Here is a 15,533-nt window from a genome sequence, read left to right on the forward strand (position 1 = left end):
TCCTGCCGGGACCTTAGTCCCGTCGTAAGGCGTTCCCGCCGATGCGATTCAGCACGTTGCCCCTTGCAGGGTTCGCAGCAGCAGCGCTTCGAGTACGGCCTGCGTGGTCGCCAGCCGGTTGGCCGCTTGATGGAACGCATGGGAGCAGGGGCCGTCGATCACCTCGGCGGTGACCTCCTCGCCGCGGTAGACCGGCAGGCAGTGCATGAAGATCGCGCCGGGAGGGGCGGCGGCCAGGCAGCTCCCGCCCATGAACCTGATCAGCCGCAGGTCAGCGCCGGATGCACGATCAGCATCACCACACCGACGCCGAGTTTCGGCATCGCGTCGATCACGCCGAACGCCAGCAGCGGTGCCCTGATCCGCAGCCCCGCGAACGCGTTCGCCATGGTGAGCACGCCGAGGACGGAGATCAGCGGCCCATGGGCCAGCCCCCATCGGCACGTAGTGCACGCCCACCTCGAACAGCACCCACAAAATGATCACTCGCTCGTCCGCGCTCTTGGTCCTGAGGAGTACCAGATAGATCAGGCCGGCCCCGAGCACGAATGATCCGGCCAACGCGGCGATCTGCACGAATGACGGGCTGCCCAGGCTGATCCGCCGTGGCGAAGAGGAGCGCAGGAACGGGAGGCATGGCCATCTTCTTCACGGACGTGTGGCCGGCACGTCTCCGCGGGCCGCCTCCTCGGTCGGCCGGTCGAGCGTGGCGTCGGCGAGCAATCGAGCGAAGGCGCCGGGCGTGGCGGCCCGGGACCACAGGGCGCGCTGCCGGTCGGCCCCCGTCCCGCGCGTCATGAGACCGCTGAGGGACCGTGCGACCGGTTCGGGGTCGGGCAGGCGCTCCAGCAGGACCTCCAACAGCGTACGGTGCGCCGACAGGCGGCCCGTGTACGGGTCGATGGCATACGCGCCCAGGCCGTCGCGGGCGGCGCGGACCAGCTCGGCGTCTATCTGCCGGCCGCTCATCCGCCTGATCGGCACGCCGCCCTGGAGCTCCTTGATGGCGAGGCCGGCGAGGGCGCGTACGAGGGCCGCCACGGCGACGGCATCGTCAGCCGACAGACAGGTGTCCATGATCCGTACCTCCACGGTCGGGTAGCGCGGCGACAGGCGCGCGTGGAAGTAGACGGACCGTTCGTCCATGGCCCGGCCGCTGCTGATGGTGCGGCGTACCGTGGTGTCGTAGGCAGCCGCCGACGGCCACATGCGAGGGGGCCGCGCCGACGGCCAGCGGATCCATTCCGGGTAGCGGCGGCTGGCCCAGCCGCTGTCCCGGCCTGCGGTGATGGGCGAGTTGGCGCTCAGCGCCAGGAGCGTGGGCAGATAGGGCCGCAGCCTGGCCAGGACGTGCACGCCCAGCTCGCGCGCGGGGACGCCGACGTGTACGTGCAGGCCGCAGGTGCCGGAGCGGGCGACCAAGGGGCCGTGCCGGGCGGCCAGCTCCTGATAACGCGCGTCGGAGGTGACGGCGGACAGCCCCGGCCCGCGCTGCGGAGTGATCCCGGACGCGATGAGGTGGCAGCCCAGTTCGGCGGCGGCCGCGGCGGCGAGCCGCCGGTTCCGAGCCAGTTCCTCTCGCACCTGCTCCAGGTCCGTGCACACGCCGGTCACCGTTTCCAGCTGGTAGCGCATGAGCTCGGGCTTGACCTGCGGATGACCACTGAGCAACGCCAGAATCTCCGGGGCGCGCAAAGCCGGGCGGCCGTCGGCGGGATCCAGCAGAAGGAACTCTTCCTCCACGCCCACCGTCAGCGCCTGCGGCCCGGAGCACCGCAGAGCGCCGACGGAGTTGCCACGCGTATCCATCGCAAGTCCTCCAGCAGCTCGTCTGCCATCAGGATTCCCGCGGGAGACGCCATCGGTCAGTGTCCAAAGTCCTCAGCTCAGCCGCCTTTCTCTCCGGCACCGGTCGTCACCCGAAGAAAGCAGGCGCACGATCGCGGCCCCGGTGAGCGCCGCCACCGTCGCCGCCATGACCACCCCGCCGAGGACGCCGATGGTCACGACCAGCCAGCCAGGCTGCCCCTCCTGCCACAGCGGCGTGGTCACCAGCGCGAAGGCGCCCAGCGCGATCAGCCAGGAGCCGGCGGAGGCAATCACCCATCGCCACGCCTCGCGCACCTGGCCGCGCAGCACCCGCGCTTGCAGCAGGCCCATCGACCCGAGCAGGCTCAGCCCGAGCAGGACCAGGACGGCCGGCGGCCAGCGCACGATCCGCTCGCCCAGGACGATCGGCAACACGCCGACGGACCAGGCGATCACCGCTCCGGCCGCCGTCGCACGCACCCACGCTCGTGTGGGGATCGCGGGAAGGGCGGCCCTGAGCACGTATGCCTGCGCGAGGCCGAGGATCATGCCCTCCACCGCTCCGGCCATGACGATGGCCGCGCCCTGGAGCAACGGCCCGATGCCCAGCAACGTCCACTCGGGTCCCGCCACCTGAGCCGCCACGACGGCCGGCACCGCGAATCCGGTGATCTCGCCGAGCGTGACCGCCTTCGTCCAGCGCCACCACAGCCGCCCCTGAGCCTGCGGAGGGCCGGGCTGCTCTGCTGCCAGGCGGATGGTCACGACAACAACTGGATCGGCCCGGACGGCGGTGGCGTGGCCGTGCCGGGCCCGCCCCCGCAACGTGAGCCGTACCGGCGAGCCCTCATCGAGGTTGCGCCACCACCGCCGTGACGGCCTGCTGACCACGGTGAGCGTGTCTCCGCGTTGCTCGTACCGCACGGGAAGGCGGATGGCGGCCCCGCTCCGGCGGCCGGTGAGGGCCAGCAGGGCGACGCGCTCCGACAACAGGTCGTGCAGCGGCGTACGCAGCAGCCAGCCGGCGATCGGGTTCACCAGAAGCGCCTGGAGCCGGTCCACAGCCCTCGACAAGGTCACACGCATGACGAAGCCCGCCTCAGACCTTCTGAGGGGAGCGTCGCCGCCCCCACAGCAGGTAGGCGATCGGGCCGATCGGCTGGACGGAGATGCCCAGCCACCACAACCCTCTGCTCCCCCGTACCGCGCCCTTGGGGCTGAACGCCAGGTCGACGGCCGCCCCCGTCGTCAACGCCATCTCGACCGACACCAGCGCCATCAGCAGGCCCTGCTGCCACTTGGACATCCGTTCCCATCGCATACGCCCGCTCCTTTTTCAGCGCCCCGCAGCACGAGTGTGGCAACGTCGCGGTGCTCTCGGTGGGGCCGAAAGTCCCCCGCCTCGAAGCGTTGGGCAGCGCTGATGGCGTTGCTCGCACTGTGCGGGACCAATGGTGCGCACCCCGGGACGAAGGCCTCCTGTCCTCGCAGTCCGCGGGTGCAGAGGATGGGGTCATGAAGGCTTCTGTGCGTCTGGGGCGCCTGTTCGGCATTCCCATCGGAGCCAACTGGTCGGCGTTGCTCGTCCTCGCCCTGATCGCGCTGATCATCGCCGACAGTGTGCTGCCCGCCGCCGCGCCGGGCCATGCCAGGGCGCTCTACTGGGCGACCGGCGTCGCCGCCGCACTGGCGTTCCTGGCCTGCCTGATGGCCCACGAGCTGGCTCACAGCGTGCTGGCCAGACGGCACGGCGTGAGGGTCAAATCGATCACGCTCTGGATGCTGGGCGGCTTCTCCGAGCTTGAGGACCAGCCGCCGGACCCCAGGGCCGACCTCGTCATCGCCGCCGCCGGGCCCGTGGTCAGCGCGGCCGCGGGGCTGCTGCTGGGCGGCGGCTACCTCCTCCGGGGGGGGCCCGGGGGCGCGCTCCTCGGCGAGGCCCTGGGGGCCTCGCCGCTGCTGACCCGGTCCCTGCTCTGGCTGGCCACGATGAACGGCGTGCTGGCCGTGTTCAACCTGCTGCCCGGCGCGCCTCTGGACGGCGGGCGCGTGCTGCGTGCCCTGCTGTGGCGGCACCACCACGACCGGTCCCGGGCCGAGCTGGCCGCCGTCCGCGCCGGGCGTACCCTTGGCCTGGCATTCGTGGGCCTGGGCCTGCTCGAGATGACGTTCTTCAGCCTGAGCAACGGCATCTGGACCGTGCTGATCGGCTGGTTCCTCACGTCCTCCGCCAGTGCCGAAGGGACAGCCCATCTGGTGCGCGGCGCGCTGAGCGGCGCGACGGTCGCCGACGTCATGCATCAGGCCCCGGCGTGCGCGCAGGCCTGGCACACCTTGCAGATGTGTGCCGAGCAGACCGTCGCCGACTCCGATCAGGACGTCTTCCCGGTCGTGGAGCTGGCGGGCGATCCCGTCGGTGTCATCACCGCCGACCAGATCATCGCCGTCCCCTCGAAGCGCCGCGGCGGGCTGCGCGTCCGCGCAGTCATGACCCCGCTGCCCCCACACCACGTTCTCGCATCCGACGCTCCCGCCGTCAACCTGACCGGGCTGCGCCCCATCGGCAAGCTCGTGGCGGTCGTCGCCGAGGACGGGCACGTCACCGGCATGATCACCACCGACGACCTCCAGCACCTCCTGCGCCGCACGATGCTGCTGCACTCACCCTCCTCCGCCTCGTAGCCCCATGGACGCGACCCCAACAAGGCAGGCATGCGATGACACCGCAGAGAGGAGCCCCCATCAGATGATCGTTCGCGACGCGGGGATACACGTTGGACGTTTCCCGATCGTCGCCATCGTGTGCTCGGCCGGCGGCCTGAAGGCCCCCAGCCGCGGCCTGTCCGCACTCCCCGCCGGATTCCCCGGCGCCGTCATCGTGCTGCAGCACCTCGCACCCGACCACAAGAGCTTGCTTGCGGCCATCCTGGCCCAACACACCAGCCTTCCCGTGGCATCCGCCCGTGACGGCGATCCGCTCACTCCCGGCGCCACTGCCGTTCACCATTTCGGCGGTACCGTCATCGCCACCGACGCCGCCAGCACGAATCACTTCGCGATGCCGCACGCGTGCATCACCCGGGACGAGATCGTCGACCATGGCGCACGCCTCGACGACGTCGCTCCCTTGCCGCTCAACCTGGTCGGCCGGGCACGGCACCGTCGCTGACGGGCACTTGCCCGTCAGCTGCGTGAGGTCGCCCCCGGCGCAGGCAGGACCCATTGCCTCGTGAACCAGGGACCTTGGGCCCTGTCCCGTCCCGGCCGGCGGGCGCACCGTGAGGGCATGGCACGTAAATCGCGTACCCCGCCGTCCCACGACCGGGAGCTGCTGCGTCAGATGCTGCGCATCCGCCGCTTCGAGGAACGCTGCGTGGAGCTGTACAGCGCCGAGAAGATCCGCGGCTTCATGCACCTGTACATCGGCGAGGAGGCCGTGGCCGCCGGCGTCTGCCACGCGCTGACCCCTGAGGACACGGTCGTGTCCACCTACCGCGAGCACGGCCACGCCCTGGCCCGCGGCGTGCCCGCCAAGGCGATCATGGCGGAGATGTACGGCAAGGCGTCCGGCACCAGCCGGGGCCGCGGCGGCTCGATGCACATCTTCGACGCCGAACGCCGCTTCTACGGCGGCAACGCCATCGTCGGCGGCGGCCTCCCGCTGGCCGTCGGGCTGGCGCTGGCCGACAAGCTGCTCAACCGCCCACGGGTGACAGCCTGCTTCTTCGGCGAGGGCGCGATGGCCGAGGGCGAGTTCCACGAGTGCCTCAACCTGGCCTCTCTGTGGCGGCTGCCGGTCCTGTTCGCCTGCGAGAACAACCAGTACGCGATGGGCACAGCGCTGGCGCGATCCCAGGCCGAGACCGACCTGGCGCTGCGCGCCGCGGCGTACGACGTGGCGGCCTGGCCGGTCGACGGCATGAACGTGCACGCGGTCGTGAACGCGGCCGAGCGGGCGTGCGAGGCCGTCCGCGGCGGCGCCGGCCCGCACTTCCTGGAGCTGCGCACCTACCGCTTCCGCGCCCACTCGATGTACGACCCCGACCGCTACCGCGACAAGGCTGAGATCGAGCAGTGGAAGCACCGCGACCCCGTCGACACGATCGAGCTGCCCGAGCAGGAGCGGGCCGAGCTGGACAAGGAGATCGCCCAGGAGCTCGACGAGGCGATCGAGTTCGCCGAGCAGGCACCGCTCGAGCCGGTCGGGGAGCTCACCCGCTTCGTCCACAGCGAGGTGTGACATGACCACCTACCGGGAAGCGATGCGCGAGGCCATCAGCGAGGCCATGCTTACCGACGAGCGGGTGTTCCTGATGGGCGAGGACGTCGGCGCCTACGGCGGCTGTTTCGCCGTCAGCCTCGGCCTGCTGGAGAAGTTCGGCCCCGAGCGCGTCCGCGACACGCCGCTGTCGGAATCGGCGTTCGTCGGCGCCGGCATCGGCGCCGCGATGGGCGGCCTTCGGCCCATTGTCGAGATCATGACGGTCAACTTCAGCCTGCTCGCGCTCGACCAGATCCTCAACAACGCCGCGACGATCCTGCACATGTCCGGCGGCCAGTTCAACGTCCCGTTGGTGATCAGGATGACCACCGGCGCCGGACGGCAGCTCGCCGCCCAGCACTCCCACAGCCTCGAAGGCTGGTACGCCCACATCCCCGGCCTGCGCATCCTGGCCCCCGCCACGGTGGCCGATGCCCGCTGGATGCTCGCGCCCGCCCTCGATGACCCCGACCCCGTATTGATCTTCGAGCACGGCACCCTCTACAACACCTCCGGCGAACCCGGCACCGAGAAGGTGGACATCACCAGCGCGGCGATGCGCCGCCCAGGCCGCGACGTCACCCTGCTCACCTACGGCGGCACCCTGCACAAGACGTTGTCCGCCGCCGACGAGCTGGCCGACGGCGGTATCGAGGCTGAAGTCGTGGACCTGCGCGTGCTACGGCCCCTGGACGAGGCGACCATCGTGGAGTCGGTGACCAGGACGCATCGGGCGGTCATCGTGGACGAGGGCTGGCGCTCGGGCAGCCTGTCCGCCGAGATCATCGCCCGGCTCGTCGAGCACGCCTTCTACGAGCTGGACGCCCCGATCGAGCGCGTCTGCACCGCCGAAGTGCCCATCCCCTACGCCCGCCACCTGGAAGAGGCCGCCCTGCCCCAGGTGCCCGCCATCGTCGCGGCCGCCCGGCGGGCGGTGAGCGCGTGATGGCCGAGTTCCGCATGCCCTCGCTCGGCGCCGACATGGAAACCGGCACCATCACCGAATGGCTGGTCAAGCCCGGCGACACCATCGCCAAGGGCGACCCCATCGCGGTCATCGACACCGACAAGGCCACCATCGAGGTCGAGTCCTTCCACTCCGGAGTGGTCACCGGACTGCTCGTCGGCCTGGACCAGCGCGTCCCAGTGGGCACCCCGCTGGCCGTCATCACCGAAGCGGCGCAGCCGCCGTCCCGTACCGAGCCCGGCCCGATCGCGACACCGCCGACGCCCGAGGCCCCGCCTCCCGCGACCCCGAGCGCGGGCGTGCCGCCTTCTCCCGTGTTGTCCCCGCTGGTACGACACCTCGCCGCCGAACAAGGCGTGGACCTCGCGGCCGTACCCGGCACCGGGCCTGGCGGCAAGGTGACGCGCGCCGACGTGATCCGCGCGACCCCTCCCGCGCAGGGCCACCCGCCCCGGGACGGGCGCGAGGCGGCACTCGCGGCCCGGCTCAAGGCCTCACCGCTGGCCCGCCGTCTCGCGAGCGAGCTGGGCGTGGACCTGGCCACCGTGACACCCACCGGCCGCACGGGCGCCATCCGCGCACAAGACGTACGCCACGCCGCCACCGGCCGCACGGGCACCATCCACTCGCAAGACGTACGGCGCGCCGCCACCGGCCCGACGCCAGAACCGCGGCCTTCCCCGCCCGACGCGGCCGAGCGGCGGAACGGCGCGCGGCAGGCCACGATGCGGCAGGCCATCGCCCGCGCGATGAGCCGCTCCAAACGCGAGATCCCGCACTACTACCTCACCCAGACCACAGACATGAGCACCGCCCTGGCGTGGCTGCGCGACCGCAACCGTGACCTGCCCGTCTCCCGGCGCATCCTGCCGGCCGCCGTGCTTCTCAAGGCGACCGCACTGGCGGCCTCGGAGGTTCCCGAGCTCAACGGCTTCTGGACCGACGACCGCTTCGTCCCCGGCGAGGCCGTGCACCTCGGGGTGGCTATCTCGCTGAGGGGCGGCGGCCTGATCGCCCCCGCCCTCCACGACGCCGCCCGGCTCGGCCTCGCCGACCTCATGGCAGGCATGAAGGACCTCGTTCTGCGGGCCCGCGGCGGACGCCTGCGCGGCACGGAGATGACCGAGGCCACGATCACCGCCACGAACCTCGGCGAGCAGGGCGTGGAGTCGGTGCACGGCGTCATCTACCCGCCCCAGGTGGCGCTGGCCGGCTTCGGCCGGATCACCGAACGGCCGTGGGCCGTCAACGGCCTGCTCGGCGTCCGCCCCCTGGTCACCGTCACCCTCGCCGCCGACCATCGCGCCACCGACGGCTACACCGGCGCGCGTTTCCTCACTGCCGTCGACCGCCTGCTCAACCACCCGGAGGAGCTATGACCCCGCAACAAGCCATGGAGATGGTTCAGGACGCTCTCCTGCAGGTCGCCCCCGAAGCCGACCTGCAGGCCGTCCCGCCGGACGCCGACTTCCGGGACCTGCTCGAACTCGACTCGCTGGACTTCCTCGCCTACGTCGAAATCCTCAGCGAGGCCGGTGGCCGCCGCATCGAGGAGGACGACTATCCGAAGGTCACCACCATGGCCGGTGCGACCGCCTTCATCATCGCGGACCGCGGGTGAGGGAAAGGCGTCTCATTCGCCGGGCGAGGTCGCGCAGTCCGCGCCCGCCGAGTGCGGAGGCCGGGCGGCCGTGGCCGGGGGCGAGCAGGCGCGGCTGCCACTCGACCAGCTCTTCGACCGACCTCCGGGCGCGGTCCCAGTCCCAGGTGGTGTAGCGGGGAGGCCCTGACAGCCGCGGCCGCAGGAACCCGCGCGGGGAGTTCAGTTCGACCGTGACCACCGCGTCACCACTGATGAGCACGCCGTCGGCGGAGCGGAGGAAGGCCACGTGCCCGGGCGTGTGGCCGGGGGTCGGTACGCAGGTCCAGCCCGTCAGACCAGGTACGCCCTCGTCCGGCTCGTAGCCCACCACCGCGCCTTCCAGGCTGTTCCCGGCCCGCATCGCCTCCAGCCGGCGCCGTGGCACCAGCCTCAGCAGCGGGGCGATGACCCGGCGATCGAGCGGGTGGGCGTACTCGGGGAGGTACCGGCCGGGCGCGAACCGCAGCTCCTCCGGATGCACGTGCACGAACACGTGCCAGGCCGCGGCGAGCGCCGGGGCCGCACCCGAGTGGTCGGGGTGGATGTGGGTGAGCAGGATCGCCTCGGGCCTGCTGCCGGGGCCGAAGAGTGACGCGGCCGCGGCCTGGATGTCCGGGGCCCGGCCGGCCCACGCGGTGTCGATCAGCACCCAGCCGGACCGCGACCCGACCAGGTACACGTTCGCCTCGGTGAGCCCGTGCCCGGTCTCCAGCCGGTACACCTGCCGGGCGATCTCCTCAGGCCGTACGCTCATCGGCTCGCTCCCCTCGGATGTGCGGGCGTCCCGGCTCACGCGCTTTGAGTCGGCGGCCTATGACCTGCTCGTCCATCGCCGCTTCCCTTCTCATCCGGGTTCGAGCTGGGGCCGGCGGAAGCACCATGACGGCTTCTGCTCCACCGGGTGCACGGCTTCCAGGGCCCGTTCGATGCTGTTCGGCAGGTCGGCGCCGGTGTCGATCTCGACGGCGGCCGGCCAGGCGTCCAGGCCCGCGGCCATGGCCAGGGAGATCGCCGGGTCCGCGTCCGACAGGCCGGGCCGCCGGGCGGCCAGCCGCCGGGCGATGATCTGGGGCATGGCGGTGCAGCGCAGTTGTACGAGGTCGGCGGCGGCACGGGTGGCGATCTCCCCGGCCTTGTCCCGGTGCCGGCGGGCGGTCCAGGAGGCGTCGAGGATGACCGATTCGCCCATGCCGAGCAGCTTCTCCGCGCGCGACAGCAGTTCGGCGTAGGTCTGCTCGGTGTGCGCGGCGTCGTAGATGCCCTGCCGGTAGGGCGCGGGGGCGGGTTTCATCGGGTCCAGCCCGGCCAGTTCCTTACGGACGCGGTCGCTGTGCAGCAGCGTGTGGCCGAGCCGGTCGGCCAGGCCCATGCCCATCGTGGATTTGCCGGTCGCGGGCGCGCCGCCGACCAGGATCAGGCTCACCGCGCCCGCTCGCAGGTGGCGCAGCGTGAGCTCGGCCAGTCGCCGGGCCTGCGCTTCCGCCTCGGCCCGCTGGCGGGTCTCCCCTGTCGTGTCGGTCTCGCCCTGCCAGTGGCGCAGGCAGGCGACCTTGGCGCGGACGAAGGCGCGGTAGGCGACGTAGTGGTGCCACAGTGCCGGCGGCGCGGGGTCGCCGGAGAACTCGGCGTACCAGCTCAGGAAGCGCTCGGCCAGCCGGGGTGCGCCCAGCCGCTCCAGGTCCATGGCCAGGAACGCGGCGTCGTCCAGCCCGTCCAGGTAGCGCAGCCGGTCGTCGAACTCCAGGCAGTCCAGGATCCTGGGGCCGTCGTCCAGGCAGAAGATGTCCTCGGCCAGCAGGTCGCCGTGGCCGTCCACGATCCGGCCCGCCGACCTTCGGGCCTCGAACAGGGATGCGCGGCCGTCGAGGAAGCGCAGTGTCAGGCGTTCGATCTCGTCCAGCACGGGCCGCTCGATCGGTGGCGAGGGCAGGCCGCGTACCTGGTCGAAGCTGTCGGTCCACCGGCTGTGCAGCGCCTTCACACTGCCCTCGTGGTCGATCGCGGGGCCATGCGGGCTTGCGGCGTGCAGCCCGGCGACGGCGCGGGCGATCGCCCTCAGCTGCTCGTCCACGGGCGAGCCGACGCGCACCAGCGTGGCCAGGCGCCGTTCCTCGGGCATGCGCCGCATGACGACCAGATGCTCGCACGCCTGGCCGTCGGGGCCGCGCACGTCGGCCACGCCTTCGTACACGTCGGGGGCGAGCCTGCGGTTCAGCTCCACCTCGCGGCGGCAGGCGGCCAGCCTGGCGCGCCGCGTGGTGAAGTCCAGGAAGCCGAAGTCCACCGGCTTCTTCAGCTTGTAAGCGCGCTCGCCGAACAGGACGACCACGGCGGCGTGCGTCTCCTTGACCACGATGGACATGACGTCACCTCGCGTTCGGCTCGGGCTCCCCGCGGTGGTGGAGACCGGTAGGAACCACCCACAGCGGACAGGGCGTGCGGTGCAGCAACTCCTGGCTGACCGAGCCGAGTGCCATTCCGGCGAACGTGCCGTGCCCGTGAGATCCCACCATGAGCACGTCGGCACCGGAGGCCGCCTGCCGCAACACCTCGGCAGGATGGCCGTGTACGATCTCGGCCACCACGGGCACGTCGGGGTGCGACTCGCCGTATCCGGCGAGAGTCTCCTTCAGCAGGATCAGCGCTCCGGCCTCCCTGGCGGGATCAGCCGGCTCGAATCCGTCCATGCGGGGCCAGGCCCAGGCGTGCACGGCGCGCAGCGTCGTGCCCCGCCGATCGGCCTCGGCGAAGGCCGCCTCCAGTACGAGCCGCGACCGGTACGAGCCGTCCACCCCCACCACGATCTCACCGCGCGGCAGCGACGGCAGCGCACCCACCACGACCAGGTCACAGGCGGTGCGGCCGGCGACGCCGTACGCCACCGAGCCGACGAGCAGCCCGCGCACCCCGCCGATCCCGTGGCTGCCGACCACCAGAAGTTCGGCGTCCCTCGATGCCCTGACCAGCGCGGTGCGCGGGTCGCCGGGCAGCAGGTCGGCCGTCACCTTGACGTCGCGGTTCTCGCGGCGGGCCCGTTCCTCGCCCGCGTCGAGAACTTCTTTGCCGCCCCGGCGCATCCATGCGGCCACCTCGGCGTAGCGGCCGTCGTCGCGATCGCAGACCCATCGTGGCAGCGCATGCACCACGCTCAGCTCCGCCTGCCGGATCGCCGCCTCCCGAGCGGCCCAGCCGACCGCCTCCAGCCCGGCCCGCGACCCGTCGACCCCCACAATGATCATCGTCCTCGCCCTCCTCGGCCCCTCTCTTGCAGCACACCTCCGGGGCCAGGGCGGCACCACCATCGAAGGTCCCGCACCCCACGGCCTTCGGCCCATTCCTGCGCCAGATCGCGAATGTGCTGGAGGGTCGTGCCTTTCGGCCCGCCCACGACGACTTTCTGCCGCGCCGCCCGGCGGCGAACGCCCGCGCGGCATGGGTGACCGCGCCGATCGGGACGGTCATACGGCGGGTCACCCACAAGCTCGCGGCCAGCGCGAGAGCCAGCGCGAGCAGGGCGGCGGCCGCGATCCAGCCCCAGGCGACATCGCGGGCGCCGGAGTCGGCGGGTGTGCCGAACCGCAGTTGCACCGTGCCGACGCTCATCCCCGCCACCACGACGGGTGCGGCGGTGATGCCGGCGCCCGTCCCGATCAGCGAGGCCAGGGTGAGCGCCGCCACCGACAGCAGGGTGACCACGACGAACGCGGCCAGCAGGCGCCGCCCGAGCGGCCCGAGCAGGCCCATGCCCGCCCGGCCGCGATCACGGGTCACGACCCAGTCCCAGCCGGTAACCGACACCCAGCACGGTCTGGACGATCTCCGAGCCCGCGGGCCCGAGCTTGTGCCGCAGGTTCTTGACGTGGGAGTCGACGGTGCGCTCGTAGCCGGCGAACTCGTACCCGCGCACCCGGTTGACCAGCTCGTAGCGAGAGTAGACGCGGCCGGGCACCGCGGCCAGCGCCACCAGCATCCCCCACTCGGTCGGCGTCAGGTCCAGCCGCTCGCCGTCCAGGACGGCCTCGTGGCGCGGCTCGTCGATCCGCAGACGCCCGCCGCCGTAAGATGCCGGGTCACCTGCGCCGTTCTGGCCGCGGGCGCGCTGCAGGACCGCCCGCACACGCAGGACCACCTCCATCGGGCTGAACGGCTTGGTCACATAGTCGTCGGCCCCCAGGCGCAAGCCCTGGAGGCGCTCCTCCAGCGCGTCGCGGGCGGTGAGCACCAGCACCGGCGTTCCGCCTCCAGCACGGGCGGCGCGCAGAACGTCGATCCCGTCGAGGTCGGGCAGGCCCAGGTCGAGCACCATCAGATCGACATCACCGGCCTCCAGCAGCCGCAGCGCCTCAGCCCCCGAACCGGTCGTGAGCACGCCATGGCCGGCACGTTCGAGATAGCGCCGCAGCAGATCGCGGATCGCCTTCTCGTCCTCCACGACGAGCACCGTCCCTGCCATACCCCAGCTCTATCCCGGCCTCCGGGCACCGGCGCAGGGCCAAAGGTCCTGGATCGCCGTACCACGAGTCACCTGGCCCTGCAGTGACCCATTGACGACAGGAAACGGTGCGCGGTTGCAGGAGCCTCAGGTGTTCGGCATCGCCGAGGAGTTCCAGGCCGCGCCACAGCACCGGGTTGCTCTCGGCCTGGCTACGGTGCCGGGCGATCGCGCCGGCTTGGCGGTACGGTCGACGGCTATTCGCGTGTGCGCGAGGCCGAGCGCGGTACTCGCGGCGGCCGGCTCCGCGGCCCGGATCCGGTGCGGATCACCATCGACCCCGTGCAGGGTGGACGCCTCGCCGTGCGTGAAGCACAGCACCACCGCCTTGGTCCCGCGCCTGGTCAGGGCGCTGAGGACGGCGCCGAGCCCGAACGACTCGTCGTCAGGGTGCGCCACCACGGCGAGCGCCCGGCCGGCGCCGTCCAGCGGTGTCTTCATGGCGCGGCCTGGCACGCTCTGGGCAGCGGGAACCAGCGCAGGCGTTCGAAGTCGTCCGGCAGGTCCGGTGGGGCCAGGTCGATCTCGTCCGGGCGCGACTCCAGGATGGCGCGGGCTTGCTCCAGATGACGCGGCAGGGCGTCCTCGCCGGCCCGTACGCGGGCCGCAGGCGAGCCGCGCCCGTCGAAGCGCAGGTCACTGAGATGCAGGAGCGGCTCGGCGGCGCCGTCGCGGTGCCGCCACAGCCCGGTGGCCGGGTCGAAGAGATAGTCGGGCAGCAGCCGGTGGCCATGCCGGGCCAGCAGATCCACGGCTTCGATGAGATAGTCGCAGACCGTGTCGGAGATGAAGTAGTTGAAGTTGACGCGCACCCAGCCGGGCTTGATGCCCTGGCAGCCCGCCTCGAGTTCCTGCTCGAGGGCCCGCGAGTGCGCCTGGTCGATGGCCAGCAGGCGGTGACCGTACGGGCCGGCGCATGAGCAGCCGCCGCGCGCCTGGATGCCGAACAGGTCGTTCAGCACCGCCACCACGTAGTTGTGGTGCAGGAACAGCCCGCCGCCCGCGCGGATCCTGATCGAGACGATCGACAGTCGGTGCGCGTGCCGGTCGCCGAGAATTTCGATGTCCGGGTTACGCTCCCAGCGCCGCAGGGCCCGCTGCCAGAAGCGTTCCTCGCGGGCCTGGATGAGATCGGTGCCGATGGCCTGCTTGAGACGGAACACCAGCCCGGCGCGGATCGACTCCACGATGGCCGGAGTGCCGCCCTCTTCCCTGGCGACGGGGTCGTCGAGATAGCGGTGCCCGGACGGGTCCACGAACAACACGGTGCCGCCGCCGGGGGCGGTGGGCACCCGGTTGCGGACCAGGTCGCGGCGCACCACGAGCACGCCGGGCGTCTGCGGGCCGCCGATGAACTTGTGCGGCGACAGGAAGATCGCGTCCTTGTGATCGCCCGCGCCGAGCGCGCTCGCCCTCATCCGGATCGGCACGTACGGAGCGGCGGCTGCGTAGTCCCAGAACGACAGCGCGCCGTGCTCGTGCAGCAGCCGGGCGACCCGGCCGGTGTCGGTCAGGATGCCGGTGACGTTGGAGGCGGCCGAGAAGCTGCCGATCAGCAGCGGCCGGTCGGCGTACCGGGCGAGCCGCCGGCGCAGGTCCTCGCAGTCGATGTGGCCCGACGGGTCCTCGCCGACCTCGACGGTCTCGGCGATCGACTCGCGCCAGGGCAGCTCGTTCGAGTGATGCTCGTACGGGCCGACGAACACCACCGGCCGCCCCTCGTACCGGCCGGGCGTGCGCAGCTCCAGGATGCCGACCAGTTTGTTGACCGCTGCGGTCGCCCCCGACCCGCAGAAGATCACCACATCGTCCGGGCCGGCGCCGACGCCCTCGTGCACGGCTCGGCGGGCCTCCTCGCGTAAGCGGCTGGTCTGCAGGCCGGTGCCGGAGCTCTCGGTGTGGGTGTTGGCGTAGCGGGGCAGGACATGGTCGCGGATGAAGTCCTCGACGAAGGTCAGCGACCTGCCCGAGGCGGTGTAGTCGGCGTAGACGATGCGGCGCGGGCCGTACGGTCCGTCCAGCACCTCGTCGTCACCGATGACGGCGGCGCGGACGCGCTCCAGCAGCGGTGAGGTCGGCACCGCGGTCTGTTCCACCATTCCCCCAGCGTCCTCTTCGCAAGCGGGGCGATGACCGGTCGTTGGTCCTTCCGGCAGCGCCGTTGGTCCCCCTTCATCTGCTTGCTCGGGTACTCCCGGGGGTGTATTGGGCATGGAGCCGAACGAGAGCATGGTGGGCGATGCCTTGACCCGGCCGAAGCGGGCGCACGGCCAGTTGGCCGGCGTCATCACGATGATCGAGGCGGGTGAGGACTGCACGAAGGTCCTCACCCAGCTCGCCGCCGTCTCCAAAGCGCTCGACC

At 71.8% G+C, this 15,533-nt stretch carries 18 protein-coding genes; 7 read left to right on the top strand and 11 right to left on the bottom strand.

Annotation, left to right across the window (positions count from 1 at the left end):
• Nucleotides 1–48: 48 nt before the first annotated feature.
• The 5 genes from ABFX54_RS29735 to ABFX54_RS29755 all read right to left on the bottom strand — a co-directional run bounded on the left by ABFX54_RS29735 (nt 49) and on the right by ABFX54_RS29755 (nt 3,130).
• Nucleotides 49–252 carry a hypothetical protein gene (locus ABFX54_RS29735; RefSeq protein WP_346109868.1) on the bottom strand — a complete coding sequence of 68 codons (204 nt, stop codon included), beginning with the start codon at nt 250–252 and terminating at the stop codon, nt 49–51.
• 8 nt (nt 253–260) lie between these two features.
• A complete protein-coding gene (locus ABFX54_RS29740; protein WP_346109884.1) occupies nt 261–431 on the bottom strand; it encodes a DUF6609 family protein in 171 nt (56 codons plus the stop codon).
• 217 nt (nt 432–648) lie between these two features.
• Entirely contained in the window at nt 649–1,809 is a 1,161-nt protein-coding gene (locus ABFX54_RS29745) for a carboxylate-amine ligase (RefSeq protein WP_346109869.1), read from the bottom strand.
• Nucleotides 1,810–1,881: 72 nt separating this feature from the next.
• Nucleotides 1,882–2,847 carry a nitroreductase/quinone reductase family protein gene (locus ABFX54_RS29750; RefSeq protein ID WP_346109870.1) on the bottom strand — a complete coding sequence of 322 codons (966 nt, stop codon included), beginning with the start codon at nt 2,845–2,847 and terminating at the stop codon, nt 1,882–1,884.
• A gap of 61 nt (nt 2,848–2,908) precedes the next feature.
• On the bottom strand, nt 2,909–3,130 hold the full coding sequence (locus ABFX54_RS29755; RefSeq protein WP_346109871.1) for a PLDc N-terminal domain-containing protein: 222 nt from the start codon (nt 3,128–3,130) through the stop codon (nt 2,909–2,911).
• Between the two features lie 194 nt (nt 3,131–3,324).
• Here ABFX54_RS29755 and ABFX54_RS29760 point away from each other — a divergent pair, with 194 nt between their 5' ends.
• The 6 genes from ABFX54_RS29760 (at nt 3,325) to ABFX54_RS29785 (ending at nt 8,658) form a co-directional block, all read left to right on the top strand.
• Nucleotides 3,325–4,491 (top strand): site-2 protease family protein, encoded by a 1,167-nt coding sequence (locus tag ABFX54_RS29760; protein ID WP_346109872.1) that lies wholly within the window; start codon nt 3,325–3,327, stop codon nt 4,489–4,491.
• A gap of 64 nt (nt 4,492–4,555) precedes the next feature.
• The gene (locus tag ABFX54_RS29765; protein WP_346109873.1) at nt 4,556–4,978 is read left to right on the top strand and encodes a chemotaxis protein CheB; all 423 of its coding nucleotides are present in this window, start codon (nt 4,556–4,558) and stop codon (nt 4,976–4,978) included.
• Nucleotides 4,979–5,095: 117 nt separating this feature from the next.
• A complete protein-coding gene (gene pdhA, locus ABFX54_RS29770) occupies nt 5,096–6,049 on the top strand; it encodes a pyruvate dehydrogenase (acetyl-transferring) E1 component subunit alpha (RefSeq protein WP_346109874.1) in 954 nt (317 codons plus the stop codon).
• 1 nt (nt 6,050) lies between these two features.
• On the top strand, nt 6,051–7,016 hold the full coding sequence (locus tag ABFX54_RS29775; RefSeq protein WP_346109875.1) for an alpha-ketoacid dehydrogenase subunit beta: 966 nt from the start codon (nt 6,051–6,053) through the stop codon (nt 7,014–7,016).
• Nucleotides 7,016–8,416 (top strand): dihydrolipoamide acetyltransferase family protein, encoded by a 1,401-nt coding sequence (locus ABFX54_RS29780; protein ID WP_346109876.1) that lies wholly within the window; start codon nt 7,016–7,018, stop codon nt 8,414–8,416. The genes ABFX54_RS29775 and ABFX54_RS29780 overlap by 1 nt, the downstream gene beginning before the upstream one ends.
• Nucleotides 8,413–8,658, top strand: coding sequence for an acyl carrier protein (locus ABFX54_RS29785; RefSeq protein WP_346109877.1), 246 nt, complete (start codon nt 8,413–8,415; stop codon nt 8,656–8,658). The genes ABFX54_RS29780 and ABFX54_RS29785 overlap by 4 nt, the downstream gene beginning before the upstream one ends.
• Here the strand turns inward: ABFX54_RS29785 and ABFX54_RS29790 are convergent.
• From ABFX54_RS29790 to ABFX54_RS29815, 6 genes are all read right to left on the bottom strand, one after another.
• Nucleotides 8,639–9,433 (bottom strand): MBL fold metallo-hydrolase, encoded by a 795-nt coding sequence (locus ABFX54_RS29790; RefSeq protein ID WP_346109878.1) that lies wholly within the window; start codon nt 9,431–9,433, stop codon nt 8,639–8,641. The two genes, ABFX54_RS29785 and ABFX54_RS29790, sit on opposite strands and share 20 nt — an antisense overlap.
• A 90-nt stretch (nt 9,434–9,523) precedes the next feature.
• Nucleotides 9,524–11,041 carry a bifunctional aminoglycoside phosphotransferase/ATP-binding protein gene (locus ABFX54_RS29795; protein WP_346109879.1) on the bottom strand — a complete coding sequence of 506 codons (1,518 nt, stop codon included), beginning with the start codon at nt 11,039–11,041 and terminating at the stop codon, nt 9,524–9,526.
• Nucleotides 11,042–11,045: 4 nt separating this feature from the next.
• A complete protein-coding gene (locus tag ABFX54_RS29800) occupies nt 11,046–11,918 on the bottom strand; it encodes a universal stress protein (protein WP_346109880.1) in 873 nt (290 codons plus the stop codon).
• 521 nt (nt 11,919–12,439) lie between these two features.
• Nucleotides 12,440–13,132, bottom strand: coding sequence for a response regulator transcription factor (locus ABFX54_RS29805; protein ID WP_346109881.1), 693 nt, complete (start codon nt 13,130–13,132; stop codon nt 12,440–12,442).
• Between the two features lie 126 nt (nt 13,133–13,258).
• Nucleotides 13,259–13,612: a PIG-L deacetylase family protein gene (locus ABFX54_RS29810; RefSeq protein ID WP_346109882.1), complete on the bottom strand. Its 354-nt coding sequence runs from the start codon at nt 13,610–13,612 to the stop codon at nt 13,259–13,261.
• A complete protein-coding gene (locus tag ABFX54_RS29815; protein WP_346109883.1) occupies nt 13,609–15,270 on the bottom strand; it encodes an aminotransferase class V-fold PLP-dependent enzyme in 1,662 nt (553 codons plus the stop codon). Before ABFX54_RS29815 ends, ABFX54_RS29810 begins: the two co-directional genes overlap by 4 nt.
• A 112-nt stretch (nt 15,271–15,382) precedes the next feature.
• On the opposite strand from ABFX54_RS29815, the gene ABFX54_RS29820 reads away from it, so the two are divergent.
• On the top strand, nt 15,383–15,533 hold a 151-nt coding region (locus ABFX54_RS29820; RefSeq protein WP_346109885.1), incomplete at its 3' end, for a metal-sensitive transcriptional regulator.

Source organism: Nonomuraea maheshkhaliensis (genome assembly GCF_039529435.1).
Classification (GTDB): domain Bacteria; phylum Actinomycetota; class Actinomycetes; order Streptosporangiales; family Streptosporangiaceae; genus Nonomuraea; species Nonomuraea maheshkhaliensis.